26 protein-coding genes and 1 pseudogene are annotated in these 25,259 nt (G+C 69.8%); 12 read left to right on the top strand and 15 right to left on the bottom strand.

Annotation, left to right across the window (positions count from 1 at the left end; all coding sequences use genetic code 11):
• Positions 1-67 precede the first annotated feature (67 nt).
• On the bottom strand, positions 68-970 hold the full coding sequence (locus M878_RS89650; protein WP_023553488.1) for an SDR family NAD(P)-dependent oxidoreductase: 903 nt from the start codon (positions 968-970) through the stop codon (positions 68-70).
• Positions 971-1,114: 144 nt separating this feature from the next.
• Between M878_RS89650 and M878_RS89645 the strand changes: the two genes are divergently transcribed.
• Complete coding sequence (locus M878_RS89645; protein WP_158692854.1) at positions 1,115-1,804, top strand: TetR/AcrR family transcriptional regulator; 690 nt, start codon at positions 1,115-1,117, stop codon at positions 1,802-1,804.
• A gap of 42 nt (positions 1,805-1,846) precedes the next feature.
• Here M878_RS89645 and M878_RS89640 read toward each other — a convergent pair whose 3' ends face one another.
• The gene (locus tag M878_RS89640; protein ID WP_023553486.1) at positions 1,847-2,668 is read right to left on the bottom strand and encodes a TrmB family transcriptional regulator; all 822 of its coding nucleotides are present in this window, start codon (positions 2,666-2,668) and stop codon (positions 1,847-1,849) included.
• A 328-nt stretch (positions 2,669-2,996) separates the two neighbouring features.
• Between M878_RS89640 and M878_RS89635 the strand changes: the two genes are divergently transcribed.
• A complete protein-coding gene (locus M878_RS89635; protein WP_023553485.1) occupies positions 2,997-4,166 on the top strand; it encodes a S53 family peptidase in 1,170 nt (389 codons plus the stop codon).
• Between the two features lie 159 nt (positions 4,167-4,325).
• Here M878_RS89635 and M878_RS89630 read toward each other — a convergent pair whose 3' ends face one another.
• Entirely contained in the window at positions 4,326-4,571 is a 246-nt protein-coding gene (locus tag M878_RS89630; protein ID WP_023553484.1) for a Smr/MutS family protein, read from the bottom strand.
• A 249-nt stretch (positions 4,572-4,820) separates the two neighbouring features.
• Here M878_RS89630 and M878_RS89625 point away from each other — a divergent pair, with 249 nt between their 5' ends.
• Complete coding sequence (locus M878_RS89625) at positions 4,821-5,858, top strand: urea transporter (protein WP_245238322.1); 1,038 nt, start codon at positions 4,821-4,823, stop codon at positions 5,856-5,858.
• A 255-nt stretch (positions 5,859-6,113) separates the two neighbouring features.
• On the opposite strand, the gene M878_RS97975 is transcribed toward M878_RS89625, so the two are convergent.
• From M878_RS97975 to M878_RS95555, 3 genes and pseudogenes are all read right to left on the bottom strand, one after another.
• Positions 6,114-6,350 (bottom strand): hypothetical protein, encoded by a 237-nt coding sequence (locus M878_RS97975; protein ID WP_158692853.1) that lies wholly within the window; start codon positions 6,348-6,350, stop codon positions 6,114-6,116.
• Positions 6,351-6,466: 116 nt separating this feature from the next.
• A complete protein-coding gene (locus M878_RS50235; RefSeq protein WP_023553482.1) occupies positions 6,467-6,991 on the bottom strand; it encodes a MarR family winged helix-turn-helix transcriptional regulator in 525 nt (174 codons plus the stop codon).
• Positions 6,992-7,237: 246 nt separating this feature from the next.
• Positions 7,238-7,503 (bottom strand): annotated as a pseudogene (locus M878_RS95555) (pyridine nucleotide-disulfide oxidoreductase); the annotation flags it as partial.
• A 113-nt stretch (positions 7,504-7,616) separates the two neighbouring features.
• Here M878_RS95555 and M878_RS000000101215 point away from each other — a divergent pair.
• Positions 7,617-7,730 (top strand): DUF3574 domain-containing protein, encoded by a 114-nt coding sequence (locus tag M878_RS000000101215; protein ID WP_023553480.1) that lies wholly within the window; start codon positions 7,617-7,619, stop codon positions 7,728-7,730.
• Positions 7,731-7,792: 62 nt separating this feature from the next.
• Here M878_RS000000101215 and M878_RS92635 read toward each other — a convergent pair whose 3' ends face one another.
• The 5 genes from M878_RS92635 to M878_RS89595 form a co-directional block, all read right to left on the bottom strand.
• Entirely contained in the window at positions 7,793-8,455 is a 663-nt protein-coding gene (locus M878_RS92635) for a hypothetical protein (protein ID WP_023553479.1), read from the bottom strand.
• Positions 8,456-8,824: 369 nt separating this feature from the next.
• Positions 8,825-9,625, bottom strand: a complete 801-nt coding sequence (locus tag M878_RS89610) for a right-handed parallel beta-helix repeat-containing protein (protein WP_023553478.1) — start codon at positions 9,623-9,625, stop codon at positions 8,825-8,827.
• A 79-nt stretch (positions 9,626-9,704) separates the two neighbouring features.
• Positions 9,705-10,508, bottom strand: coding sequence for an FHA domain-containing protein (locus tag M878_RS89605; RefSeq protein ID WP_023553477.1), 804 nt, complete (start codon positions 10,506-10,508; stop codon positions 9,705-9,707).
• A 71-nt stretch (positions 10,509-10,579) separates the two neighbouring features.
• Positions 10,580-12,562 carry a serine/threonine-protein kinase gene (locus M878_RS89600; RefSeq protein WP_023553476.1) on the bottom strand — a complete coding sequence of 661 codons (1,983 nt, stop codon included), beginning with the start codon at positions 12,560-12,562 and terminating at the stop codon, positions 10,580-10,582.
• A 371-nt stretch (positions 12,563-12,933) separates the two neighbouring features.
• Positions 12,934-13,425 (bottom strand): peptidylprolyl isomerase, encoded by a 492-nt coding sequence (locus M878_RS89595; protein WP_031227238.1) that lies wholly within the window; start codon positions 13,423-13,425, stop codon positions 12,934-12,936.
• Between the two features lie 398 nt (positions 13,426-13,823).
• On the opposite strand from M878_RS89595, the gene M878_RS99115 reads away from it, so the two are divergent.
• The 5 genes from M878_RS99115 (at position 13,824) to M878_RS89575 (ending at position 18,166) form a co-directional block, all read left to right on the top strand.
• Positions 13,824-14,099 (top strand): hypothetical protein, encoded by a 276-nt coding sequence (locus M878_RS99115; protein WP_023553474.1) that lies wholly within the window; start codon positions 13,824-13,826, stop codon positions 14,097-14,099.
• A gap of 28 nt (positions 14,100-14,127) precedes the next feature.
• Positions 14,128-14,526: an amidohydrolase family protein gene (locus M878_RS99110; RefSeq protein ID WP_023553473.1), complete on the top strand. Its 399-nt coding sequence runs from the start codon at positions 14,128-14,130 to the stop codon at positions 14,524-14,526.
• A gap of 255 nt (positions 14,527-14,781) precedes the next feature.
• A complete protein-coding gene (locus M878_RS89585; protein WP_031227237.1) occupies positions 14,782-15,447 on the top strand; it encodes a GNAT family N-acetyltransferase in 666 nt (221 codons plus the stop codon).
• A gap of 92 nt (positions 15,448-15,539) precedes the next feature.
• A complete protein-coding gene (locus tag M878_RS89580; protein WP_023553471.1) occupies positions 15,540-16,829 on the top strand; it encodes a gluconate:H+ symporter in 1,290 nt (429 codons plus the stop codon).
• 95 nt (positions 16,830-16,924) lie between these two features.
• Positions 16,925-18,166 carry an LmeA family phospholipid-binding protein gene (locus tag M878_RS89575; protein WP_031227236.1) on the top strand — a complete coding sequence of 414 codons (1,242 nt, stop codon included), beginning with the start codon at positions 16,925-16,927 and terminating at the stop codon, positions 18,164-18,166.
• 63 nt (positions 18,167-18,229) lie between these two features.
• Here the strand turns inward: M878_RS89575 and M878_RS89570 are convergent, their stop codons facing one another.
• Positions 18,230-19,210, bottom strand: a complete 981-nt coding sequence (locus M878_RS89570) for an asparaginase (RefSeq protein WP_342452741.1) — start codon at positions 19,208-19,210, stop codon at positions 18,230-18,232.
• On the opposite strand from M878_RS89570, the gene M878_RS89565 reads away from it, so the two are divergent.
• Positions 19,186-19,878 carry an NUDIX domain-containing protein gene (locus tag M878_RS89565; RefSeq protein ID WP_209445601.1) on the top strand — a complete coding sequence of 231 codons (693 nt, stop codon included), beginning with the start codon at positions 19,186-19,188 and terminating at the stop codon, positions 19,876-19,878. The genes M878_RS89570 and M878_RS89565 overlap by 25 nt on opposite strands.
• A 54-nt stretch (positions 19,879-19,932) precedes the next feature.
• On the opposite strand, the gene M878_RS000000100775 is transcribed toward M878_RS89565, so the two are convergent.
• A complete protein-coding gene (locus M878_RS000000100775; RefSeq protein WP_023553467.1) occupies positions 19,933-20,442 on the bottom strand; it encodes a DNA glycosylase AlkZ-like family protein in 510 nt (169 codons plus the stop codon).
• Between M878_RS000000100775 and M878_RS89555 the strand changes: the two genes are divergently transcribed.
• Positions 20,365-21,231 carry a helix-turn-helix transcriptional regulator gene (locus tag M878_RS89555; RefSeq protein ID WP_245238321.1) on the top strand — a complete coding sequence of 289 codons (867 nt, stop codon included), beginning with the start codon at positions 20,365-20,367 and terminating at the stop codon, positions 21,229-21,231. The genes M878_RS000000100775 and M878_RS89555 overlap by 78 nt on opposite strands.
• A 71-nt stretch (positions 21,232-21,302) precedes the next feature.
• Here M878_RS89555 and M878_RS89550 read toward each other — a convergent pair whose 3' ends face one another.
• Complete coding sequence (locus M878_RS89550) at positions 21,303-22,631, bottom strand: C1 family peptidase (RefSeq protein ID WP_031227233.1); 1,329 nt, start codon at positions 22,629-22,631, stop codon at positions 21,303-21,305.
• Between the two features lie 182 nt (positions 22,632-22,813).
• Between M878_RS89550 and M878_RS89545 the strand changes: the two genes are divergently transcribed.
• Positions 22,814-23,656 carry a lipocalin-like domain-containing protein gene (locus tag M878_RS89545; protein ID WP_158692852.1) on the top strand — a complete coding sequence of 281 codons (843 nt, stop codon included), beginning with the start codon at positions 22,814-22,816 and terminating at the stop codon, positions 23,654-23,656.
• Positions 23,657-23,707: 51 nt separating this feature from the next.
• Here M878_RS89545 and M878_RS89540 read toward each other — a convergent pair whose 3' ends face one another.
• Positions 23,708-24,877 (bottom strand): carboxylate-amine ligase, encoded by a 1,170-nt coding sequence (locus M878_RS89540; protein WP_158692851.1) that lies wholly within the window; start codon positions 24,875-24,877, stop codon positions 23,708-23,710.
• Between the last annotated feature and the right edge of the window lie 382 nt (positions 24,878-25,259).

Here is a 25,259-nt window from a genome sequence, read left to right as displayed (position 1 = left end):
GGGCCGGGGCCGGCGGATGCTGGTCTGCGCAGCAGGGCACGGGGAGGCTTCGGATGCTCGGGACGGTCTAGAAGAAGCCGCCGTCGAGGGGGAGGGTGCGGCCGGTGAGATAGGCGGCGTCGTCGGAGGCGAGGAAGGCGTATCCGGCGGCGACTTCCCGAGGCTCGGCGAGGCGGCCGAGCGCACCGTGGACCTCGAGCCACCGGGACAGGGGCATGGTGCCGCGGAGTGCGGGGTGCTGGTAGCCGGGGGCGTGTTCGGCAGCCATGTCGGTCGCGGTGCCGCCCGGGGCGATGGCGTTCATGGTGATGCCACGCTGTCCGAGTTCGGCGGACAGGTTGAGGACCATCGCCTCCACGGCCGCCTTGGACGCGGCGTACAGAGTGTGGCCGAAGACCGCGCGGGAGGCGCTGACGGACGAGGTGAGCACGATCCTGCCGCCGGCGCCCATGTGGGCGGCCGCGTACTGGGCGGCGAACAGCTGACCGCGGGTGTTGACGGCGAAGACACGGTCGAAGTCGGCCGGAGAGATGTTCTCCAGCGCGTCGAAGTGCTCGACGCCCGCGCACGAGGCCAGGACGTCAAGTCGGCCGAACTGGTCCATGGTTCGCTCGAACAGGGCCCTGGTCTGGTGGGGTTCGGCGACGTCGGCGCACAGTGCGACGACGCGGGCGCCCTCGGCGCTGAGCGCGGTGACGACTGCCTGTGCCGCCTGCTCGTTGCCCCGGTAGCCGATCACGACGGAGGCCCCCTCGGCGGCCAGCCGCGTCGCGACCGCCGCCCCGATACCCCGGCTACCGCCGGTGACGACGGCGACTTTGCCTGTGAATCGCGAGCAGTGCCCTGCGGTCATCGGATGTGTTCCTTTCCACTGGTGGTGCGCCGCGCCGCGCGCCGGCATCCGCTGGGTGCCGAGGTGCACCGCGTAGGCGTGGCTGACGTGCAGCGCGTACGCGGGGCTGACCTGCACCGCGCAGGCGTGACTGTGGCAGCGAGCGCCACGGCTCCGCTGTGGCGACACGGCGAGGCTAACACTAACCGCAGGCTTTCCTTCACTTACAGGGGTGTCGTAGTCTCTCGGCTGGCAGGACACGACGACAGCAGGGGTGAACCAGTGACCGCCCGACCGGCCCAAGGGCGCGCGGCAGCGCGATTGCGTACCGACGCGGCTCGCAACCGCGCCCAGATCCTGAGTGCCGCCCGCAGCGCCTTTCTGGAGGCGGGGACCGCCGTTCCGCTGGAAGAGATCGCCCGTCGCGCAGGCGTGAACATCGCCACTCTCTACCGGCGCTTCCCCAACCGCGAGGCGCTCATCGCGCAGGTCGTCGTCGACGGATTCTGCATCGTGCTGGAAGCCGCCCGGGCGGCGGCGACGTCAGCGCGGACGGATCCTCCCGCTGCCGTCCAGGCATTCCTGCAGAGCGTGGTCGACAGCCGGGACATGCTGGTCCTGCCCCTGATCGGCGGCCCCCAGACCGACGCCCTGGAGGCACGCGAGCTGCAACGGGACATCGCCGCCGCCTTGGAAGAGGTCCTCGAGCAGGGGCGCCGGCACCACGTGATCCGTGCGGACGTGACCGCAGTGGACCTGATCACCACCGCCGCGCTGCTGTGCCGCCCCCTCCCCCACCTTCCTCCCCAGCAGGCCGCTGCACTGACGGCACGTCACCTCGGCGTCTTCCTCGACGGGCTGCGCCCCGGCCACTCCGTCACCCTGCCCCCTCCCCCGAGCCACCAGGAAATGGCCGACCATCTCCTCGGGGGCCCCGCTGAGGCCGCCCCGAGCCGACACGGGCGGGGCTGACGGGACCGACGGGGGACCTCGGCGCCCAGGACACGCCGAGGATTACGGCGCCACGCTGGACTCCGGAGCCGGCGCAGCGTCCCTCCAGACGGTGTGGAAGGCCAGCCGCAGGCAGCCTGCGAGGGCCGGATGCTCGATGAAGAGGGTGGTGGTCGTGCCCGCGCCGGCCACCGGGTCGGGCATGTCGCACAGGACGAGGGAGGCGTCGGCGATGACGAGTTTCAGGGGCAGTTCGGGGGCGAAGCGGGCCTCCTCCCCCGCGGCGGCGAAACGCCGTACGTGCTCGACCGTCTCGGGGTCGTCCAGGGCGTCGTCGAGGTAGAGCGCCCGGACGGTGCCGCCCGCACGGTGGAGTCGGTGGACCACCGCCAGGCCCTCCGTGTTCTCGGCGGGGGCGACGAACGGCGGCTTGCAGAAGGTGAGCAGCTCATGTCGCGCCTGCCGCTGGATGTCGGCGAAGCGCTCGGAGATCGCTTTGGGGTCGCGCAGGATCTCGATGTAGTCCAGCGGATCGGTGTGTTCCCGCCCCTGGGACCAGAGCGGCTGCAGGACACCGGCCAGCTCCTGCGAGACCCGCTCCAGCCGGTCGACGGACTCCCGTTGCACGGTCATCAGCCGGGCGAGGGCCAACTCGGGCGTGACGGCGGAGTATGTGGCCACCCGTCCGGGGTGGGCGGTGACCAACTGCCGCCGTACGAGCGCGTCCAGCACGTCGTACACGCGCTGGCGCGGCACGTCGGCTTTCCGTGCCACCTCGGCCGCCGTGTAGGAACCACGCCTGATGAGTGACAGGTAGACCCGTGCCTCGTACCGGGGCAGCCCCAGCGACATGAGTTCGTTGATGGTTCCATCTTCCAGCTCCATGGCTGCACAAGGTATATGCCCGCACTGAGAAGTTGGAGGCAAAGTTTTTCCAACTGCCTCTGTTCTCTTCGGCAAACAGTCAATAGCCTCATCCATAGCCACCACTGACCGTGGTGGCAGCAACCAGCAGTATGCCCGGAAGCAGGTTCCGCACGGCTACCCCCAACGGAAAGCGCTTGTCATGTACGTGACATCGCTGCCCGGCCGCCGTCGTGGAACCACCCATCCCCCCACGGAGGGCAGTTCATTGCATTCTCATCGCAGAAGGAACTCCATACGTCGCGGCGCGCCCGCACTCCTGTCTGCAGCGGCTCTGATCACCGGCGGTGTGGCCATCGCCACTCAGTCGTCGGCCTTCGCGACGACGGCCCCCGCAGCATCCACGGCCTCGACGGTGCAGACGCACCGGCTCTGTTCCCAGCCGAGCAAGCCCGGTTACATGGCCTGCCAGGCAGAGGTCCGCACCGACCTCGCGCCGCAGAAGTCCCTCGGCCGGCACGACACCCCCAAGGGCTTCGGACCGGCCGACCTGCAGACCGCGTACAACCTCCCCAAGGACGGCGGCAAGGGCGCCACCGTCGCGATCGTCGACGCGAACGACGACCCGAACGCCGAGAAGGACCTGGCGGCCTACCGGTCCCAGTACGGCCTGCCGGAGTGCAGCACCGGCAACGGCTGCTTCAAGAAGATCGACCAGGACGGCGGCTCGAACTACCCGGCGCCCGACGCCGGTTGGGCCGGGGAGATCTCCCTCGACGTGGACATGGTCAGCGCGGCCTGCCCGCAGTGCCACATCCTGCTCGTCGAGGCCAAGTCCGCGAACATGGACGACCTCGGTGCGGCCGTGAACCAGGCCGTCAAGCAGGGCGCCAAGTACGTCTCCAACAGCTACGGCGGCGGCGAGGAGGCCGCCGACACCCAGGCGGACGACAAGTACTTCAAGCACCCCGGCGTCGCCATCACCGTCAGCTCCGGCGACAGCGGATACGGCGTCGAGTACCCGGCCGCCTCCCAGTACGTGACCGCCGTCGGGGGCACCTCGCTCAAGAAGGACAACAGCACCCGCGGCTACTCCGAGTCCGTCTGGGGCACGTCCGCCGGTGGCGAGGGAGCGGGCTCGGGTTGCTCCCAGTACGACGCCAAGCCGTCCTGGCAGAAGGACACCGACTGCGGCAAGCGCAGCGTCGCCGACGTCGCGGCCGTCGCCGACCCGGCCACCGGGCTCGCCGTCTACGACACCTACCAGGCAAGCGGCTGGAACGTGTACGGCGGCACCAGTGCCTCCTCGCCGTTCATCGCCGGTGTCTACGCCCTCGCGGGCACCCCGGGCGCCGGTGACGTTCCGGCCTCGTACCCCTACGCCCACCCGGACAAGCTGAACGACGTCACCGAGGGCTCCAACGGGTCCTGCAGCAATTACCTGTGCAAGGCGGGCAAGGGTTACGACGGTCCGACGGGCCTGGGTACCCCGAACGGTGTCGCGGCCTTCACCAAGTAAGCAGCACATGAGTCCCACGCGGCAGGCCTGAGCCGACACCAACGGCCACCGCCCCTCGCTCACGGCTCCGCAGCACTTCGCCCCGCCGGTCATCCGGCGGGGCGAAGTGCTCTTCAGTGCCGGAACAGCTCTCTCATCAGGTACGACACCTGCTCCTGATCACTGGAAGTAGATGAGAATGCGTCCGGTGTTGCCCGCGTCGACCTCACGCCGGACGTACAGCCTCCTGATGTGCTTCTGGTCCAGGAACGCCAGAACGCGGGCCTTCAGCCGCCCGGAACCCTTGCCCGGAATGATCTCCACGACCCGCTCGCCCGAGTGGTTCGCCCTGAAGAGGAACTGACGCAGCGCCAGCTCGATGTCGCGGTTGTTGCGGAAGATCGGGTGGAGATCGAGCGACAACATGCGGAGCCTCCTGGCGATGCGGCACGGGCGAGAGTCACCGCCGTAGAGCCTGCCATGCGAGAGGGGCCCTTTGCCTCCACGCCTCCCTGCTTCGGTGCGCCTGCCTCCACAGTGGTGCAATGTCGCATTGTGGAAATATGATGCCGCGAAGCGGAAAAGATGGCCTTGGGGGGCTTGGGTATGCGGCGCCGTATGCGGATGAATGTGCACGCCTGCGGAGATGTGTCCGGGAAAGGGTGGGACGGGCGATTGCCGGCTCGGCCCCGTCGGGGGGAGCCGAGACGCGGTCTGGAGTTCGGGCTGCGGGTGCTGCGCGGCCTCGCCCAGGTCATGTTCCTGGACAGCGCCTGGTCGGGCGCTGTCTTCGGCCTCGCGCTGTTCACCGCTGACTGGCGCTACGGCGCCTACGGTGTGGGCGGCGCCGCCCTCGGCACCGGTGCCGCATGTCTGCTGGGCGTGGCCCCCGACCGGGTGCGGGCGGGACTGGAAGGCTTCAACTCCTGTCTGATCGCGCTGTGCTTCGCCGTGTTCCTCGATGCGCGGAGGCCGGCCACGGCACTGCTCGCCGCCGCGGCCTGCCTCGTGGTCACCGTCGTCACGGCGGCCGTCGCCCAGCTGCTGCACGTCTGGGACATGCCGACGCTGACCCTGCCCTACTGCCTGCTGGCGGGCGCCGTCACCGTGGCCGCGCCCGCCTTCCAACGGATCTGGGCCCATGGCGGGAGCGTCGCCGCGCTGCCCCACGCGGCATCCGGACCTACCGGCCTGAGACCCTTCGACGTGGCAGGAGCGTTCTTGCGCAATCTGTCCCAGGTCTTCTTCATGGATCAGTGGTACGCGGGGGCTCTGCTGCTCGCGGGCCTCTTCCTGGCGAGCCGGGCAGCGGGTTGGGTGGCCTGTTGCGGCAGCGCGACGGGCATCCTGACGGCCTGGGCGCTCGGGGCACCGGCCGCACGGATCGCCGACGGCACGATGGGCTACAACGCCGTGCTCGTCGCATTGGCACTGTGCGGGGTGTTCCTGGCGGTCACCCGGGCGACACTGCTGTACGCGCTGCTCGGTGCCGCGACGGCGACCGCCCTCACGCCGGCCGTCGCCGCTCTCCTCGCCCCGTCCGGCGGCCACGCGTTCACGTGGCCGTTCGTGCTCACCGCCCTCGGCTTCCTGCTGGCCGCCCGGCGATTCCCGCACCTCACCGGCCCGAGCGCCGACCGCGCCCCGGACCGTCCCGCCGGCCCACTCCGCGACGACCGGGGCGCCGCCCGCGGTCAGCTCGGCTCCGCCTGAACGAGGTCCCGCTCGGCTGTCTGCCGGGAGGGGCACGCGGTCGAACAGAGCCCGGCATTCGCTTTCGCCGCCGACCTCAGCGGGCTCCGCGCCGGCGGCACGGAATCGTCGGTTGTGGTCGGCAGGGCGGTCAGGGACAGGGATCGTGCCCCTGCTCCTGACCGCCCCGGGGGTGGGTGGACTTCTTCCATGTGCGGTTGTGCGGTTGTGCGGTCGGCGGACAGGAACTACCGCCGGTTGTCCGTCAGTTGCACATCAGTTACAGAAGTTGAGGAGGTCGAGGAGGCCGTTGCCGCACTTGTTTTCCTCCCCTCCTCCGCCACCGCCGTAGGCCGGGGCGGCCTTTGTGGCGACGTGCGTGACGGGCGTCGCGGCCACGGCGGATGTGGCAGTCGCCACCCCCGCCGCACAAGCGATGCCCAGGGCGGCACTCACCGCGAAAACTCGCGGCATCCGGGAAACGGTCTTCTTGGGGTGAGGTGTAGTGATCATGAACTCACCATGCACACCCTCGCGACCGCTGTCGCGCCGAGCGCATCCGAGCGGGTGAGCCACCCCCCAGGGCCGGATCACCATCCGTTTCCGGGGATACGATCGTCGCGTTCGCTTCAGCTGCCCTGGCCGCGCGACGGTGCGGGGCCTGTGGCGATGGCCTCGCACTGGAGGTCGGCCACTCGGCGCAGAGCCGTCTTGAAGGCGGCGTACTCCTGATCGCCCAGTGCCCTCGCGTGGCGCTCCTCGATCGCGCGCATGATGGAGGCGGCGGCCTGCATCTGGAGGAGGCCGCGTTCGGTGGGGCAGATCAGTTTGGCACGGCGGTCCGCGGGGTCGGGTGTGCGTCCGACGTAGCCGAGACGTTCGAGGCCGTCGATGAGGGAGCCGATGACCTGCTTGTGCTGTCCCGAGGCGCGGGCGAGTTCGCTGGCCCGGATGCCGCCGGGGCGCAGGCAGGCCAGGACGGCACCGGCGCGGGGCTGGATGTCGTCGAAGCCCTGCTCGGCGAGGGCGGTGACTCGACCTCGAAGGAGTGAAAGATGAGCGAGCGCAGCGCGTTGCTGGAGCCGGTCACCCGGGAGAACGCCGTCGTGGTGCTCGTGGATCAGCAGGTTGGCCTCCTGTCCGGCGTCCGGCACATCCCGTCGGCGAGCTGAAGCACAACGTGGTGGCACTGGCGCGGGCGGCGACCGTGCTGGGCATCCCGCTGGTCGTGACCACCACCACCGCCGCCGAAAGCATGGGGGGCCGACCACCCCCGAACTGGTCCAGGCACTGCCGGCCGGTCAGGAGATCATCGACCGCAGCACGGTCAACGCCTGACACGACGACCGGGTGCGGGCGCGGTGCCGGCCGCCGTGCTGATCGGTGACGGTGAAGGTGCCGTCGTCGGCGGTCGGGAAGTAACGCTTGCTGTAGCGGCTGAACAACAACTCGGGATCCGGTGACAACAGGGAGTTCCCGTCCATCCGCAGGTTGAGCTCCAGATCGGACGTTCCGTTGTACACCTTGTTGATCGAGATGAGGGTGGGGTGCCGGGGGCCGAGCCGGCCTCCAGGATCCGGTAGGTGTGCCCTACCGCCTGAAGCTGACACCCGAGCTGGAGTCCGGCGGGGCCGACGCAGACCGAGCTTCTGTTCGGAACGCCCAAGCCGGACGGCGGCCCTCCGGTGACCGGCAGACAGTTCCACGCTTTCGTCGACGAGTTCGTCACCCCGCGCTTCCCGGCCGGCCTGACCTGCCGGTCGCCGAGGCGCGGGCCGGGTGCCCGCCACCGCCGACAGCGGCAAGATCGAGAAGATCCGCGCCGCCTACGACAAGCGCTTCCGGCAGGAATCCGTGGCCCGCATCGACGACACCGAGATCGTCGACTTCTGATCAGGCCACCTCACAGGCGGGCGTGGCCGGCGGCACGCTGTTCCACGTTCCGTGTCCGCCGGTCACATCCGCCAGGCGAAGACCATCCACGCGACGCCGAAGGCGCCCATCAGCCCGGCCCAGGCCAGCTCCGGGACGTCGCCGAGCAGGACGCCATGGACCACCATGACGAACGGGATGGTCAGCCACAGCCATCCGAAGTTCGGGAACGCGATCAGTTCCGAGGGCCGCCCGCTCACGACCGCCCAAGACCCCAGGCCCAGGAACAGCCAGGCCCCGCTCAGCCGCCAGGCCATCGAGTCCGAGGAGGGCGGAGAGTAGGTCTCGGTGTGGCCGTCCACCGTCATGCGCACGACCGCACCGTGCCAGATCCGCAGTTCCGCGGGGTCGCCCCGGTGCGCATCGTCGTACGTGCCCGCGTCGACGCCGAGCCACTGCGTGCGATCCGGGCGGCGCACCCGAAGCTCGTAGCTGGTGGTGCAGTGCTCGACGCCGTTGCTGTCGGTGGTGCAGGACTCACTGGTGCGCCGGTCGACTACCGTGCCCGACGCCTGCACCAGACAGCCGTGGTGGGCCGTGCCGTGGCAGACGGACGCCTGCCGGAAGGCCATGACGTCGTCGTACCGCCCGGCCGCCCATAACGCACAGGCGGCGATCCCGCCCGCCGCCGCCAGGAAGATCAGCACGCGCAGCCACGGCCACAGCGGCTCGCGCCAGGAAGTCATCGCCGCGTCCCCCGAGCTTCTTCGCCGATTGGGTCGCTCTCTCACTCAGATGACGCTCAGCGGCCCCGACCGGTTTCCTGTGTCCACCTTGCTCGGCCCCCACCAGACAGCGGCTTCGGCCGAACAACCGAAGCTCCGGTCTCCTGTCGTAGGTCCAAAGCCCGATTCGGCTCCCGGTGGGCGCCTGGCAGGATCGCCCCCTGGCACACTCCCGGCCTGGCCACCTCGACGTCGGAGCGGTCCGCTTCGCCTGGCGCCCTGGGTCTTCGGCGAGGAGCCCAAACCGGCCGGTTGGTCGAGCGAAGGATCACAGGACCTCGCGCCTGCGCAGGGCCGGATCGCACTGACGCCGGTCCGGGCCGGGAGCGATCAGGGAGGGCCGCCCGGCTTCGGGCCGCGGTAGCCGGGCCGGGAGGAGGCGTCGATGCCGACCTCGTAACGGACGCGGGGGTTGGTCCTGTTGCCGCAGACGTGGGCGCTCATGGAGTGGATGGCCAGGCCGATGGCGTGGTCGGTGGGGGCGGCGAAGGTGTTGCCGACGATGGTGACGTGCTGCACGTCCTCGAACATCAGGGCCTGGGACGCCCTCAGGGTCTCGCAGTAGTTGCCGCGGATCGTGAAGCCGAAGGTGTGGCCGTGACCGTCACCCTCCCCGTCATTGGGCCCCTCGGCCATCACGCACATGTTGTCGATGTGCTCGCAGCGGTTCCCCTCGATCAGCACATGCCGACTGGGCGGGGTGTCGCTGGCGAAGGTCTGCATGCAGTCGGCGTGACCGTAGCGGTTGGAGGCGCCTCGGACGGTGTTGTGCTGGATCCTCAGGTCGTCTCCGAAGAAGCGCATCCCGTCACCGTCGCCGCCGTGCGGGCTGGTGACGGTGTTGTTCCGTATGGTGATGTCGTCGCCGGTGATCTCGATGCCGGGCGCCTTGGGCCGGGTGACCCGGTAGTTCTCCACGATCACATGGTTCGCCTCGACCGTGATGCCGGCGACGGTGTGACCGTGACCGTCGTACACGGCCGGGTGTGCCGTGGTGCCGCCGTGGGTGACGACGAGCCGCGGGTGCGCGGCGGCCGAGGCGGAGGACGGGTACGACGCGGTCGCGCCCATGGCCGCTGCGGCGGCGAGCAGGACGGCGGTCCGGAGCGCACATCGTGATGAGGTGGGCATGGCGGGGAGCGTAGGCGCAGCGGTCGGGAGGGGTCCCGGGCCCGGTGGTCCGCGGTGGCTCGCGGGCGGGGCGTCGGGGTCAGGTCGCCTCGACGAGGGCCAGGTCCATCGGGACGAGAGTCGTGGAGGTCAGCAGGGCGCACAGGAGATGGTCGTTCAGGGCGTTGCCGACCGGTTCGCCGACCTCCTCGCGGGTCAGATACGGCACTCCATCGCGGGACAGCCGGGCGCGCACGGCGTTGACGATGTGCTCGACGCGCTTGTTCGTCCAGCTCGCCCCCGGTTGCAAGTCGACGAGCTGGGCTGCCGTCTGCTTCCAGGTCAGGGGCTGCGGCCTCGGCTCGTGCAGCAGATAGCGCGGGCCGAGTACGACGAGGGCCAGTTTCTCCTGTTCGGTCAGCACCCACACCCGCGGCGGGCGGGTGACGTCCGCGTGCCGGGGGCGCGGAGGCTCGTCGTCGGCGCCGGTGACGAAGACCTCGAGCAGGTGCTCGCGTCCCCGCGAGCCCTGGACGAACAGCGGGGTGTAGCCGGTGGACAGCGGGAGCGGCTCCTCGCCGCGGAAGAGCAGACGGCCCTCGGCGCAGCGGATCGGCAGCTGCCCGCTGGTGCTCAGCCACCACCGGCCGTCCCGATGCGTGAGCGTGCCCTGGTGGCGGCTGACGCGCGGATCGTCCTCGCCCAGACAGACGTGGACCTCGGGCCTGTTGCGGCCGAACAGGACCTCGCGTCCCTCCCCCGGCCGGAGTGTGATGCCGCCGGTGAGCGCGAGGGCGAAGAGCGTGCCCGTCACCGGCGCCGAGACGCCGCGCGCGAGGCTGCCGTGGGTGGCGGGGAGAACTCGGGTCGGTGGCTGTGTCATGCCGGTCGGCGTCTGTGTCATGTTCGTATTCCGGGGCGGGTCTGTCGTCCGGTCAGGCTCATTGTCCGGTCAGAGTCATTTTGCGGGCCGGGTCATTTCGCGGGCAGCCTCTTCTCGATGTTCTGTACGGCGGCGCCCGCGACCGACTTGGCGTCGTCGCACACCTTGGCGTTCTGCTGCCCCTGTTCCTTGAGGGTCAGCCGGAACAGCTCGATGGTCCGCTCGCCGACGGAGTCCGTGAACGTACGGTGCGGTGTGTAGACGACGCAGCTGTCGTCCCCCTCCTCCTTGGGGGAGACATAGCTGGTCGTTCCGGCCACCCGCGCGGGCCGTCCATTGTCGGACAGGTCGTTGTCCTGCGTGAACTGCAGCTGCACATAGGCGCTTTGACCGTCAGGGCTCGCCCAGTCACAGGTCCAGTCGGCAAAGCCGTGATCCTTGGGCCGCAGCTCAAGGCCGGGGACCTTCTTGAGCGTGGCCGGGTCCAGCACGGCGCAGGCGTCCAGTCGGCCCAGGGAGTCGGCGGGCCACACGGCCGAACGCCGGGGTACCGGGCCCTTGTCCAGCACCGTGACCGCATAGTCGACGGCGGCGTCGGACAGGGCGCAAGGGTCGGGCGCGCCGGTTCCGTCCCGCTTGCCGTTGACCACGATCTGCTTGCGGTCGGGGGTCGTGATGAACCGCAGGCACTGGTCCCCGTCCCGCTTCAGGGAGGCGACTTCGACGTTGCTGACCTTCCTGACGGCCACGTCACTGTCGAACTGTTGGAGATCACTGCTGAAGTCGACCTCGGCGTCGGCGATCTCGTCCCCGCCGGAGTTCAGCACCAGTACGTCACACCGGCTCAACTGTCCGTAGGCCGGGGCTAGTTCGGTGTGACCGAAACGGCTCAGCGACGCGGCGTCCATCACCTTGCAGGGGTCGGCGCTCGGGGCGTCGCCCAGGGCACCGGCCTGAGCCTGCCCCGTCGCCGAGGGCTTGGCGTCGGAACGGTGCCCGGTGCCGCCCTTGTGCCCGAACGGCCAAGCGCCGAAGAGAGCGAGCAGTCCGATCGCGAGTCCTGCCACGGCCAGGGCCGCCGCCGTGACCGTCAGCGCGCGGCGCCGGCCAGTCAGCCGGCCACGCAGCTTCCGCGGCAGCCACATCGTGAGGGACGGCAGGGCCAGCGTAGGACGGAGCCGAAGCGTCGCCTGCGCGGCCCCCTGCCCGCTCCGGCGCTGGTGCTCCTGGACGTATTCCTGGATGTGCGCGGGCGGCGGTGCGGCGCGCGTGAGCAGGCTGCGTGCCTCGCCGGCGTCCGGGCGGTTCCCGGGCTCGACCTGCAGCAGCGCGGTGAGCGGTGCGGTGAGCGGGCCCGCCTGTTGCGGGGCGTCCACATGTCCTTCGAGGGCCCTGGCGAGGTAGCCCATGACGTGCTCGAACTCCCCGTAGGGCGAGCGGCCTTCGACCGCCGCGAACAGGCTGGCGCCGAGGGAGAACACATCGGCCTTCGCGTCCGGCGCCTTGCCCTTGGCCACCTCGGGGGCGAGATAGCGGGGCTTGCCGCGCACCGTGCCTGTCGTGGTGTGCGTGCCGGTCTGGGTGACCTCGCTCCACAGGGCCCGCGCGATCCCGAAGTCCGTCAGCCGGGCCACGCCGTCATCGGTGACCAGGATGTTCTCCGGCGTCACATCGCCGTGCACCACGCCCTCGCCGTGGGACTTCGCCAGCGCGGCCGCGATCTGGCCGCCGATCGAGCCGGCCTCCTGAGGGGAGAGCGGTCCGCGCTCGGCCATCAGCTGGGCCAGGCTGCGCGAGGGCACGTACTCCATGACGATCCAGCAGGCGTCGCCCTCGGCGACATAGTCGAACACGGCTACGACGTTGGGGTGGTGCAGCCGCGCGGCGTACCGCGCTTCCTTCTTCAGTCGCTGGGCGGCCTTGGCGTCGTCCGGGCGGGCGCACTTGACCGCGACACGCCGGTCCAGCAGTTCGTCCCGGGCCTGCCAGACGACGCCCATCCCGCCCTGGCCGATGGGCTCCTGCAGCCGATACCGACCCCCGACCCTGTAACCGGCCTCCGGTGTCACCGGCACCGCCCCACTCCCTGCCCACACCGACACACCTGGTCCCGTACGGGTCACAGAGTGTACTCAGTGGCGATCAGTCCCAGGAGCCATCGGGCCGACCGTCACAGGATCCCCCCAGGAGCGGATCACGGGCCGATGCCGCCGAACTGCCGCACGGCGTACGGCGGTTGGCCGACGCTCTGCTCGATCGGGGGCGCTGAGGGTGACCTGCGGCCGAGCGGTCGCGGTGGACTCCGCGATTGCGCCCATGGAGGCCTGGCCGGGCCCTGAAGAGGGACCCCGGCCAGGCGTGGTGATCCAGAAGAAGAGCGCTGGTCGCGCCCCGGATGAGTGACCGCGTGGCCTCACCGGGGGCCACGCGGGTGAGGTCACCGACCTCAGACCACCTGTGCGGACACGATCGTCACGGGCTCCACCGGCACATCGCCGTGCCCGGCACGGGACGTGGTGGGCACGCCCTCGATCTCATCCACCACCTCGGTACCCGCGGCGACCTTGCCGAACACCGCGTAACCCCAGCCGTCCTGGCCCGGGTAGTTCAGAAAATCGTTGTCGTTGGTGTTGATGAAGAACTGCGCGCTCGCCGAGTGCGGGTCCGACGTCCGCGCCATCGCCACCGTGTACTTGTCGTTGCTCAGGCCGTTCTTGGCTTCGTTCTCCACCCGCCGCGGTGCCGCCTTCTGTTGCATGTCCGCGGTCATGCCGCCACCCTGCACCATGAAACCGGAGATCACCCGGTGGAAGATGGTGCCGTCGTAGTGACCGGACTGCACATATTCGACGAAGTTCGCCACCGTCTTCGGCGCCTTCGACTCGTCGAGCTCCAGGGTGATGTCCCCGGCGGAGGTATTCAGCAAAACTGTGGTCATTCGGCCATCGTATGTCTCCGGCTCGAAGAACCACGGGAACGGCCCGAAGCCTTTCTAGGCCGTGTCCGGCGAGCATGTGCGCTTCACGCGCGACGGCCGACCCACTACGCTGCCGGGGCGACGTGACCTGGACCACACATCTGGAGGTCTTCCGTCACGACCGATGGAAGCGTAGGTTCCGTTTACCCCGCGAGAGTGTCCTTGAGGGCCGCGAGAGCGTCCTTGAGGGCGCCGGTCCGCCAGTCCCGGGGCGGCGGACCAGCGGGGGCCAAAAACCGCACACACCATCGGGCCGGGCCACAGTCCGGCGGCACCCTTCTCTCCTGATCAGTGACAGATCGAACGCGAGGACGCAGCCAACCGAAGTCGCGTCGCCCATGTCTCTTGGGTGGCCACTGGTGACCCACAGCGACGAGATGTCCGAGTCGTTGCGTCGCTGGACGGGGCAGGGACTCCTGGAGGAGCCGTTGCCGGTCAAGGCCACTGTGGCCGCCATGGCCGCAGCAGACGTGGAGATCGGTCTCTCGGCGGCCTGGTACGGCCCTCAGGGCCCGCTGATCAGCAACGACGAGGTGGCCGAGTTCGTCGCACAGTCCGACGGACGGCTGCGCGGGGCCGCCGGCGCGGACCTCACCCGGCCCGTCCAGGCCGTACGCGAACTGCGCCGCTGTTGAGGAGCTCGGCTTCCTGGCCCTGCGGATCGTGCCCTGGCTGTGGCAACTGCCGCCCACCGACCGGCTGTACTACCCGCTGCACGCCGCCTGCGTCGATCTCGGCATCCCCTTCTGCACCCAGGTCGGCCACACCGGCCCGCTGCGCCCCTCCGAAACCGGACGCCCCATCCCCTGCATCGACCAGGTCGCGCTCGACTTCCCCGAACTGACCATCGTCTGCGGCCACATCGGCTGTCCGCGGACCACGGAGATGATCGCCGTAGCCGACAAGCACGCCAATGTCTACATCGACACCAGTGCCTACACCGCCCGCCGCTACCCGCGCGAACTGGTCGACTATCTGCGCGGCCGGGGCCGCGGGAAGGTGGACGAAGAGGCCACCGAGCTGTTCCTGTCCGGGAACGCCCGCCGGGTCTTCAGCCTGTGATCGCATGTGTCGGCCCGGCCCGGCCCGGATCCCGGCTGCGCGCCACCCGGGTCGGTACTTGGAGGCGTGACGTGACCATACGGTCACGCTCGGCAAGCTCGCGGCCTGCCTTCGCTGGATCGCGTCCGACGGGACGCACGAGGCGAGCGTCATCGCATGACGGGGCAGAATTCGCGCGACATGGAGTGATGACTCTGGCACGCTGACGCCCCGGATGCGGTGCGGACGGTCTGCACCGGCAAGGAGTGATGATCCGTGGGATTCACGCTTGAGGGCCCGGTTCTTGAAGGAGCGCTTGTGCGTCTGGAGCCCTTGGGTCATCGCCATGCCGCAGACCTGGCCGCTTCGGCGGAGGAGGACCGGAGCGTATACCGGTTCACGTGGGTGCCTCGGGCGAGCGAGGTCGAGGAGTACATCGACCTACAGCTCGCTCGTGCCGCTGCCGGAAAACTCGCTCCGTATGCGCAGGTCGAGAAGTCTTCGGGGCGGGCCATGGGAGCCACCGCCTACTGGGATCCGCGCCTGTGGCCCACCGGGGACGGTCTCTGCGCGATCGAGGTCGGTTACACCTGGCTGGCGGCGTCGGCCCTGGGCACGGGGTTGAACACCGAGGCCAAGTTCCTGCTGTTCCGGCACGCATTCGAGAACTGGGGCGTGGCGCGCGTCGACTTGAAGACGGACGCACGCAACGGCCGTTCGCGAGCGGCCATCGAGAAGGTGGGAGCACGGTTCGAGGGCGTGCTGCGGAACTGGTCACGGTCGTGGGTGCCGGGTGAGGACGGTCTGCTCCGCGATTCCGCGATCTTCTCGATCACCGCGGCAGAGTGGCCCGACTGCCGTACACACCTGGCACGGCGACTGGCCCGTGTCCCGGACCGCCCTCGCGGCATCGGCAACCTGACCCACTCGCCGGACAGCTGACGACAGCGCGGCAGCGCGCGCCGAGCAGCGGCGAGTTCTCCCCCTGGTATCAGACGAGCGGACGGAGTGTCAGGTCCCGCCTGCTCTTCCTGATGACGAACCTGAAACTCAACGGCTTCGCCGCCCTGCTGCTGGTGGCCGTGGGGGTCGGCCTCGTCCGGGGCATCCCGCTGGAGAAGATCCCCGACGTGCTCTCCGAGGGCATCGGCGGGCAGATCGGAGACACCATGCTCACCATCGGGCTCGGCGCGATGGTCGGCCGGGTGATGGGCGACTCCGGCGCCGCCCAGCGGATCGCCGGCCGACTCCTCGACCTGTGCGGCCCGCGCTGGGTTCAGCTCGCCATGGTGCTGTCCGCCATGCTGATCGGCGTCACCATGTTCTACGAGGTCGCCTTCGTCATCATCGTGCCGGTCGCCTTCACCCTCGTACGTGTCACCCGGGCGAATCTGCTCTGGGTCGGGCTGCCGATGTCGATCGCCCTGTCCACCATGCACAGCTTCCTGCCGCCGCACCCCGGCCCGACCTCGGTCGCCGCGACCTTCCACGCCTCGCTCGGACTGACCCTGTTCTACGGCCTGTTCATCGCCATCCCGGCCGGTGCGCTGATCGCTCTGATCTGGCCGCGTCTTCCGTTCATCCGGAGGATGGACCCCTCCATACCCACCGGCCTGGTCAGTGACCGCGTCTTCACCGACGAGGAGATGCCGGGCACGGGCTGGTCACTGTCGGTGGCCCTGCTGCCCGTGGTGCTCATCGCCGGAGCCGCGGTGACCGACCTGGTCGGCTCCGGGTCGGGGCCCGTCCTGCACTTCATCGCTTTCATCGGTTCCGCGCCCATCGCCCTGCTGCTCACGCTGGCCGTCGCGATCTGGGCGTTCGGCTTGCGGATCGGCCGCAGCCTGGAAGAGGTCAGCGTGTCCTGCCGGTCGGCCGCCCAGGCGATGGCGATGATCCTGCTCGTGATCGGCGCGGGCGGCGCGTTCAAGCAAGTCCTCGTGGACGGCGGGATCTCGGACTACATCAAGAACACCACCCACGGCTGGTCGCTGTCGCCGGTCATCCTCGCTTGGCTCATCGCGGCCAACCTCCGCGTGGCCCTCGGCTCGGCGACCGTCGCCGTCGTCACCGCCTCGGGCGTGGCCCTGCCGCTGCTCGCCGGCAGCGGAGTCCATCCGGAGATCATGGTCCTCGCCATCTCGTGCGGATCGATCGCCTTCTCACATGTCAACGACCCGGGATTCTGGATGTTCAAGGAATACTTCAATCTGTCCGTCATCGACGCGATCAAGGCGCGCACCACCTATACGACCGTGCTCGCGGTCCTCGGCCTCGGCGGTGTCCTCGCCATGGAGTCGATTCTGGACGCCCTCAACATGTGAGTGCGGTCACGGGGCGGGGCGCGAAGTGACTCATATCTTCCCTTACTTCAGGTAGGACTTGCGGAACGGGTGTGACTATGTGATGAAATCTGGCGATGCGTACCCCCCACAAACACACGCATCAATCTGCCCAGTCGGACGGGCCACCCACCGCTCAGGTTCCGTCCGGCCGCAATCCATACGACGAATTGGCGTCACTGGCGGACCATCCGCTGGACGACTTCCTGACCGAGGACGGCGCGGAGGCCCGGCAGGACAACCACGAAGAGCCCTGGGAGCCGCCCAATCACCGGCGCGGCAGCCGCCGTCGTAACCGCGCCACCGGCCTGCCCACCATCGCCCGATTCCTCGTCTGGGTGCTGACCCTCGTCTGCCTCGTCGTCCTGGCCGACCGGTGGGCGCTGCTCTACGCCGAGCACAAGGCTTCCCAACGGCTCAAGGACTCCATGCATCTCGCCGCGGCCCCCGAGGTCTCGATCGGCGGGTTCCCCTTCCTGACGCAGGTGGCCGCGGGGCGCCTGGACTCGGTCCAGGTCACCGTCCCCGACATCCCGGCCCACCGAGTCACCCTCACCCAGGTCACCGCGACCGCCAACGACATACGCATCGACGGTGACGGACCGACCTCGGTACGCGGCGCGCTCGTTCGCCAGGTGCACGGCCAGGTTCTGCTGTCGTTCGCCGACATGAACCGTGAACTCGGCGCCTCGCAGGTGGACTTCACGGCCCAAGGACCCGACCGCGTGCAAGCCCATGGCACCCTGCGCATCGCGGGCCGCGACCTGAGCGTACGAGCCGATGCCGAGATCCGGCGCGAGGGAGAACGCGGCATCGCCACCTCCGTGGACGGCATCCGGCTCGACATCGACGACCTCGCGACGTACCGGCCCGGCACCAGACCCTCCGAGGGCCTCCACCTCACCCCCGCCTCAGCGCGCCGTATCACCCACGAGGCTGACCAGATCAAGTCCATGCTGACGATCCCGGCGATCGTGCACCGCCTGGGTGTCCCCGACAGCACGGTGAGCGCCGCGCTCCACGACGAGGACAAACTCCATCAGCTCACCGGCGCGCCGCGCTTCCTGCACGATCTGACCAGGATCAACCTCGTGGACGTGGCGCTCGCCCACCCCAGCCTCCTCAAGCGACTGGGCCTCGACCCGTCCCTGCTCACCACGCTGACCAAGCTCACCCGCCCCCAGATCGCCGACCGCTTCTCCTTCGCCTTCCAGCTGCCGAAGCCGCCGGGAGGCGCGCTGCAGCTCCAGCGCGTGGCCGTTGACAAGGACGGCATCCGCGTCGACGTGTCGGGGACGGGACTGCTTCTGGGCCACTGAAGTCACGGCTCGTACGAGCGGGCACCTCATCTGCGCCCGACGGCATCCCGTTCCGCCGTGGTCTCAGCCCCGGAGGGCGAACGCCTCCGCGATGTCGCCGTGCCCGGCGCCGGCCGCCAGCAGCAGCCGGAGCAGCACCCGGGCCTTGTACGGGTCGAGGAATCCGCCGTCGATCAGCCCGCGCTGCCGCAGGTCCTGTTCCGAGCCGGGTGCGCTGTAGGTGTGCCGCAGGACCGAGCCGGTCCCGGTGCGCGAGGTCAGCACGACCGGTATGTGCTCGGCCAGCGCGCCGAGCCTGGGCGCGAGCACACCGGGTACGTGCCCGACGCCGAAGCCGGCGACGACCAGGCCCCTGTGCGTGGTCTCGAGCCCCTGGAGCTGTGTGCCGTCGTCGTCCAGGGTGACCACGTGCAGGGCGACGCGCGCGGCCTCGAGCCGCTCCCGGTCGAACCCGGCCGACAGCGGCTCGTACCGGGGCGGGGCGAGGAGCATCCGTACCCGGTCCTCGACGACATGCCCGAGCGGACCGGTGCTCGGCGAGGCGAAGGTCGCGGTGCTCGTGCTGTGTGTCTTGCGCACCCATCGCGCCGCGTGCACCTCGTCGTTGAGGACGACCAGCGCACCCGCGTCGCGCGCCTCCCGCGCCATGGCGACGCGCACAGCGGCGAGTACGTTGGCCGGTCCGTCCGCCCCCGCCATGGCCGGCTGCCGCATCGCGCCGGTCAGCACGAACGGCGCATCGTGCGGCCACACCAGGTCGGCCAGGAAGGCCGTCTCCTCCAGGGTGTCCGTGCCCTGCGTGACGACGACCCCGTCCGCGCCCTCGGCCACGGCCCGCGCGGCGACGGCGATGACATCGAGGACCTGCGCGAAGGTGAGACTCCCGCTGGGCACGGCGTGCATGTCCCGTACGTCCAGAGGGACCCCCAGCTCCGCCAGGCCCGGTACGGCCGAAGTGATCTCGGCACCACTGAGCCGCGCTCCCCGCGCGGCGCCCCGCACCGATATCGTTCCCCCAAGTGCCAGCAGTACGACGCTCAACACCCGCCCCCTCACACCGATTCCACCGAGCGGAGACCCGCCGGGCGCCCCCAACGTACAGCGCCTGCGCACGCATCTGCGCGCGCCACCCGTACACCCTGCCAGGCGGCAACGTCGAGCCCGGCGAACCCGTCCTTCAGGCCCTGGCACGCGAGCTGGACGAGGAGCTGGGCCTGGACCTCACGGACGTGGCCGGCGCCCCGCAGCTGGCCTGGATCCTGGACGCCATGGTCACTATGATCATGAGCATGTCCGCCCTCCGTGAGCGTTCCGCACACAGTCAACTGGCCCCAGGTGAACAGCTCTTGGGGTACGGCTCCGTCGTTCCCGCCAACAGCGCCAAAGGCGTCGGCATCGGCGCGGCCATCGCGAACCAGCTGGTCAACAACGTCGCGGCACAGTCCGGCCAGGTCGGCAGCATCGCGGCGGGGATGCCACGTACCTCCGGCGCGCTGCTGCTGCGCGTGACCGACCAACGGGTCGGACTGGTCCGGCCCCTGGACGGCACCCCGGTGTGGGAGGTGCCGCGTGCCTGGGTGATCCGGGTCGAACGCCGGCCCCGGACACAGCTGATGGCCCGCTTCCGGCTGCACTACTCGGACGGCTCCTGGCTCGCCTTCCTCACCATGCGGCGCCGTACGATCGAGCAGTTCCGCTCGCTCATCGGCTGATCCCGGAGCCGTGAACGACGCGGAGACCGAGGCGGTCCTCCCGTGCACGGCATGTCATGTGGCGAGGCGGCGTTCGAGAGGGGTTCGGTAGCAGGGGGTGACTCCGGTGCCGTCGAGGAACGCGAGGGTGCGTTCGATCTCGGTTTCGACGGCGGCACGGGCTCGGCTGCCGGGGTCGGTCAGCAGGTGGTGGTTGATGTGCCCGTCCGCGTGCTGGGCCCAGGTGCCGATGACGCGGCCGTTCCACCAGATCGTGGGGCCGATATCGCCGTTGCGGTCGAAGAGGGCCTTGCGGGTGTCGGTGACAGTCCGCCCGGTCCACCACTTCAGGTCGTCGGCCGTCACCGGGCCGAACGCGGCGATGTAGCACCAAGCGAGCGTGCTCTTCGCCTCCGCCTCGGGGATACACGGCAGGGGGTTGGCGGGAGCCCAGCGAAACTGGGCGGAGGTCCTCGCGCCGGTGCCGATCTCGCCGAACGCCTCGACGTGACCGTCCGGACCGTCCGCCGCGACATCGGCCCGCTGCGCGAACCGGGCTTCCCCGTGGCCGGCGCCCGCGGGCACGCCGGTGGCTACCGCCTCACCTCAGGCAGCGATCTGCCCCCACTCCTCCTCGACGACGAAGAGGCCGTCGCGATCGCCGTCGCCCTGCGCACCACGGCCGGTGGCCTGGCCAGGATCGAGGAGAGCGCCCTGCGGGCCCTGGCCGCGCTCGAACAGGTGCCCCCACGGCGGCTGCACGGGCAGGTCACCGCCCTCCGGACGTCCCTCGCCGGCATCACCTGGGAGGAGCGGGGACCGCGCGTCGACCCTGCGGTCCTGGCCGGGCTCGCCGTCGCCTGCCGCGACCACGAGATCGTCACCTTCGACTACACCACCCGCGACGGCACCACCGGCTCACGCCGGGCCGAGCCCTGCCACCTGGTCGATTCCGGTGGGCTGTGGTACCTCCTGGCGCGCGCAACCGGCAAGGAGGCCTGGCGTCTCTTCCGTCTCGACCGCATCGCCGGCGTCACGCCCACCGGCCGCCGCGTCGCGCCCCGTCCCGTGCCCGGCGACGACCCTGCCGCCTTCGTCGCCACCCGCCTCTCCGCCGCCCCCACCCGCTACCGCGCCGTCGCCACCGTCCACGCCTCCGCGGACCGGGTCCGCGCCCGCAGCCGCGGGCTGGGCACCCGCCTGCAGCCCATCGACGAGCGCACCTGCCGCGTCGACGCCTGCGACGACTGTCTGCCGCGCATCGTCCAGACCCTCGCCGGCCTCGACATGGACTACACCCTCGACGCCGACCCGGATGTCCTCACCCACCGCCGTGCCGCCGCGCACCGCGACTTGCACGCCGTAGGCAGCTGAGCCAGCGGCTTGATCGAAGCCTGCGCCATGCGGCTCAGGCCGCGGCTGCGGCGCACGCCACATCGATCTCCTCAGTCCGCCAGGGCGCCCATCGGGTCCCAGGCCGGGAGGACGATCGGCGGCTGGTCGAGGGCGGCGGCCAGCTCCGGCGGCAGCGCGGATCGCCGCACCGCGATCTCGAAGACATGCTCGCCGAACCAGGAGTCATTCATGGTCCAGAAGCCGTTGTCCGCCTTCTCCTCGCCCCAGCTGTTCTCCACCCGCCAGCGGCGCGGGCTCCCGTCGACCACGTCGACGCCGGTGAACAGCATCGCGTGGGTCATCTGCGTGTCGTGGTACAGCAGCCGGGTGGCCTTGTCCATGGTGAAGGGGGTGTCGTAGACGGCCGCGTAGTCGAAGAGCCCGGCGTCCCAGACGCCGGCGTCCGAGCGCATCATCTTGGTCACGTCACAGCCGAACCACACCGGCTCACCGCCGACGATCGTGTCCATCGCCAGCCGCTTCAGCAGCTCCATCTCCGCGTTGAGATAGACGACCGGCGGGGCGTCCACGATGTTGCCGAGGTACTCGACGGTGAAGGTACGGCCGACCGGGCTCGACTCCCGCGGGTCGTGCACCAGGCAGACATACTCGTCCAGCGGGAGCTGGACGTACGAGGCGGCGAACTCCGCCGGGGTGAGCCAGCCGTCGCGGTGGAAGTCCTTGTCCTTGTCCTCCCACTGCCACAGGAACCGCTGCGGAGGCGTGCCGAGGTGAATGCTGAGCACCCGGTGGACTGCGGCCAGCACCTCCCTCTTGTGCTCCCGCTGCGCTTCGACTCCCTCGGCGGCCCGCCCGCGCAGATCGTGGGCGCCCTGGCGGAGGAGGGTCTTCAGGGCCCGGTTCATCGCACGGGTCGCGGAGGAGCTGTCGGTCTCCGGCATGGCTGATTTGGGCACCAGGCCGTGCTTGGCGACCAGTGCCACGAACATGTTCCACTGCCCGCCGTCACCGATCGGGTCCGCCAGCAGGTGCGCGACCGTACGGTCGTCCACGTCCCGGTCCGAGGTCTCGATGATCGCCTCGAGGACATGGTTGGCCCGCTCGAACTTGTCCCACCAGAGCAGGTAGTTCTGGGAGAACTCGAAGTCCTTCACGCCCAGCTTCCGGGCGGCGCCGACCCGGAGCAGGTTGAGCCCGGCGAACATCCAACAGCGGCCGCTCTGCCTCTGGTTGGTGGCTTTCCAGTCGTCCAGGTGGTGGGAGACGGAGTGGTCGATACCGGTGAGGATCCGGCGGTCCAGGGCCACATCGTCCACGGGTGTCTGGGTGACGGCGTTCTGCATCAGCCGGTTCACCGGCCGGGCGGCGAACTCCTTCTCGAAGACCTCGAGCTGATCTGGTGTCAGACTGCGATCCATGGCCTGACGGGAGTCGTCGTTTCCGAAGGTCACAGCATCCAGCCTTCCGTTCCCGGTGATTCTCGAGAAGAGCGCGTCCTCACCGTCGCACGGCCGTTCGGCCGGAGTCAACGGAGTACCGAGGGTGAGCCGTTGGTTCAATGGGATCAAGCGGCAACTGCCGCCCGGTAAAAGGAGTTTCGATGACCACAACTCGCCCCACATTGATCGACGCCGTCAACGGCCTCGCCCCGACCTCCCCCGACAACACGGACTCCTGGTGGTTCTGCGCCAAGCTGCACAACGCCGAGAACGTCTTTTGGGCGAAGATCCACACGATGACGATGCAAGGCGTCTGTCACAGCACGGTCGCCCTGCTCGAGGAAGGCGACAGCCACGCCGACGGCAAGTACGCCGGCGAAGCCGTAGACGATGTGAAGGTGTCCGCGGATTCCCTCAATGTGCAGACTTCGGTACTCGCGGTGAGCGGAGACCTGGACCAACTCGACATCTCGGGTACGACAGACACCGCGTCGATCCGGCTCACCCTGCGACGCGAGGACCCCGTCCTCTACAACGGCGGCGGTGGAGTCTTCCCCTTCTTCGGCGGGACCACCGGACAGTACGCGCTGCCCGGCCTGATCACGTCAGGAACCGTCACCATCCAAGGCGTGACGCATCAGGTCGACGGACGCACCTGGTTCGACCGCCAGTGGGTCGCCGGCATCACCCAGCCGCCGCGCTTCACCTGGCTCGGGCTCGACCTCGGCGCGGGCCGGTATCTGAGCGTCTGGGACGCCACGGGAGACGGCACGTCCTGGCTCACCCAGCTCACGGCCGACGGCTCACACCTGATCACCCACGCTCAGCGAACAGACCACAACGGCGACTGGGTTCTCACCATTCCCGCCCTCGACGCCTCCCTCGAAGTCTCCCGTCACACGCTCTCCGACGTCCCTGGCGCCTACACCGGCGTATGTCACGTGACCGGCACTCTCGCGGGAGCGGACGTCACCGGACACGGTTTCACGGATGTCATCGGCTGATGCGGCTCTGATGTCCGCCGGTCCGATCTCCGCCGAGCGGAACTGACGGATTCACGGAAGCGCTACGGCGAGGTCGTCCACCACGGCCCGTAGGCCGTCCTCGTGCTGTTGCGCCACACGCCTCTGTCGCGCGGAGCCGGGCCCTTTGCACTGGACATCGCTCAGCCAGTCGCCGACGCGCTGGTCGTCGCCGTGCCGGCTGAGGTGTGGCTCGACCCGTTTCCACAGCTCCTCGATCAGCCGGCCGACGGCCAGGGCGGTGCAGTCGCGAGTGTGGGTGCCGGGCAGCGCACCGATCGGCCCCTGCCGGGCCGCCTGCCAGCACGCCGCCCGCAACAGCAGGTCGGGGACCTCGGGCGCGCGTTCGCCGGCGCGTACTGTCTCGACGGCGTGCGCGACGAGGGCGCGGACGAGCAGCGCGTACGCGGTGGTGGTCCCGGCGTCGGGCATCACGTCCGCGACGCGCACCTCGATGGTGGGGAGGTGCGCCGAGGGCCGCACGTGCCAGTAGAGCATGGCCGGATCCATCGCCGCTCCGCTGGCCACGAGTTGGTCGACGACCCATGCGTAGTGGGCCACACCGCGCAGGTAGGGCGGAGGTCCCGCCGAGGGCCAGCGGCTCCAGACCATCGAGCGCCAGCTCGCATAGCCGGTGTCCGCCCCGTCGCTGTACGGGGAGTTGGCGGTGAGGGCCAGCAGCAGGGGCATCCAGCCGCGCAGGTGGTTGACCGCCTGTACGGCTTCCTCCCGGTCGGCCACGCCGACGTGCACGTGGCAGGCGTTCACCCCCTGCCCATGGACGACGGGCCCGAAGCGGCGGGCGAGGGCGCGGTAACGTGCCTGGTCGAGGACGGGCGGCGGCCCGGGACGGCCGAGGACCGCCATGCCGCTGGGCACCAGCAGGCAGTCGTACTCGGCCGCGGCGACGGCCGCGCCGGTACGTAATCGCACGATTTCCGCCTCCAGTTCCACGGCGGTACGACACACCGCGCTGACGGTCTCCACCTGCGACAACGACAGCTCGGGAGTGGCGTGCGGCCCGCCGAGGTGAGCGCGCGCGGCAGCCACGACGGACAGGGATCTGTGGACAGCCGACCGGCTGTTCCGGTCGGCCAGGACGAACTCCTCCTCCACCCCGAGCGTCGGCGGTGCGGGCGCCTCCGGCGGGAACCCGGGTCCGCCGGCGACGGCAGGAGTCATGGCATCGAACGGCTCTGGCACGTCCAGCCCCTTCCGAAAGGACACGGGACACCAAACAACCGGTGGGAAGGGCCATGCTGAGGGCTCGACGGAGCCGCTGCAAGCGGTTGCCCGGCCACCATCAAGGCACGCGGCCGCCGCCCGTGACCCGTGCGGCGGCCGTGGACCAGAGCGCCGTAGGTGCACTTGCGGAGGGAGCACCGACCCGCCGGGCGCCTTTTCCGGCAGCTGTGTGCCACCTGTTGAATTCCTGTGTACGGGTTAATTGTGCGGGAGGCAATGCAAAGCACTTCCCAGATTTAAGGCCGGGCAAGGCCCGTAAAGATTTTCCCTCGATCTCACAAGAATCTCCTTGAAAGTCGCTGGTTCTCGATGACGGGCTCGGACAGTGCCGAAGAATGCG

This window comes from Streptomyces roseochromogenus subsp. oscitans DS 12.976 (genome assembly GCF_000497445.1).
Lineage (GTDB): Bacteria > Actinomycetota > Actinomycetes > Streptomycetales > Streptomycetaceae > Streptomyces > Streptomyces oscitans.
Note: the sequence above shows the minus strand (reverse complement) of the source record. Positions and strands in the feature narration are given on the sequence as shown.

Coding starts and splice junctions, on each gene's coding strand:
- M878_RS89640 (WP_023553486.1), bottom strand. CDS start 2,668: ATGGAGCTGGAAGATGGAACCATCAACGAACTCATGTCGCTGGGGCTG.
- M878_RS89630 (WP_023553484.1), bottom strand. CDS start 4,571: ATGTTGTCGCTCGATCTCCACCCGATCTTCCGCAACAACCGCGACATC.
- M878_RS97975 (WP_158692853.1), bottom strand. CDS start 6,350: ATGATCACTACACCTCACCCCAAGAAGACCGTTTCCCGGATGCCGCGA.
- M878_RS92635 (WP_023553479.1), bottom strand. CDS start 8,455: ATGACTTCCTGGCGCGAGCCGCTGTGGCCGTGGCTGCGCGTGCTGATC.
- M878_RS89610 (WP_023553478.1), bottom strand. CDS start 9,625: ATGCCCACCTCATCACGATGTGCGCTCCGGACCGCCGTCCTGCTCGCC.
- M878_RS89605 (WP_023553477.1), bottom strand. CDS start 10,508: ATGACACAGACGCCGACCGGCATGACACAGCCACCGACCCGAGTTCTC.
- M878_RS89595 (WP_031227238.1), bottom strand. CDS start 13,425: ATGACCACAGTTTTGCTGAATACCTCCGCCGGGGACATCACCCTGGAG.
- M878_RS89580 (WP_023553471.1), top strand. CDS start 15,540: ATGACGAACCTGAAACTCAACGGCTTCGCCGCCCTGCTGCTGGTGGCC.
- M878_RS89575 (WP_031227236.1), top strand. CDS start 16,925: ATGCGTACCCCCCACAAACACACGCATCAATCTGCCCAGTCGGACGGG.
- M878_RS89550 (WP_031227233.1), bottom strand. CDS start 22,631: ATGGATCGCAGTCTGACACCAGATCAGCTCGAGGTCTTCGAGAAGGAG.
- M878_RS89545 (WP_158692852.1), top strand. CDS start 22,814: ATGACCACAACTCGCCCCACATTGATCGACGCCGTCAACGGCCTCGCC.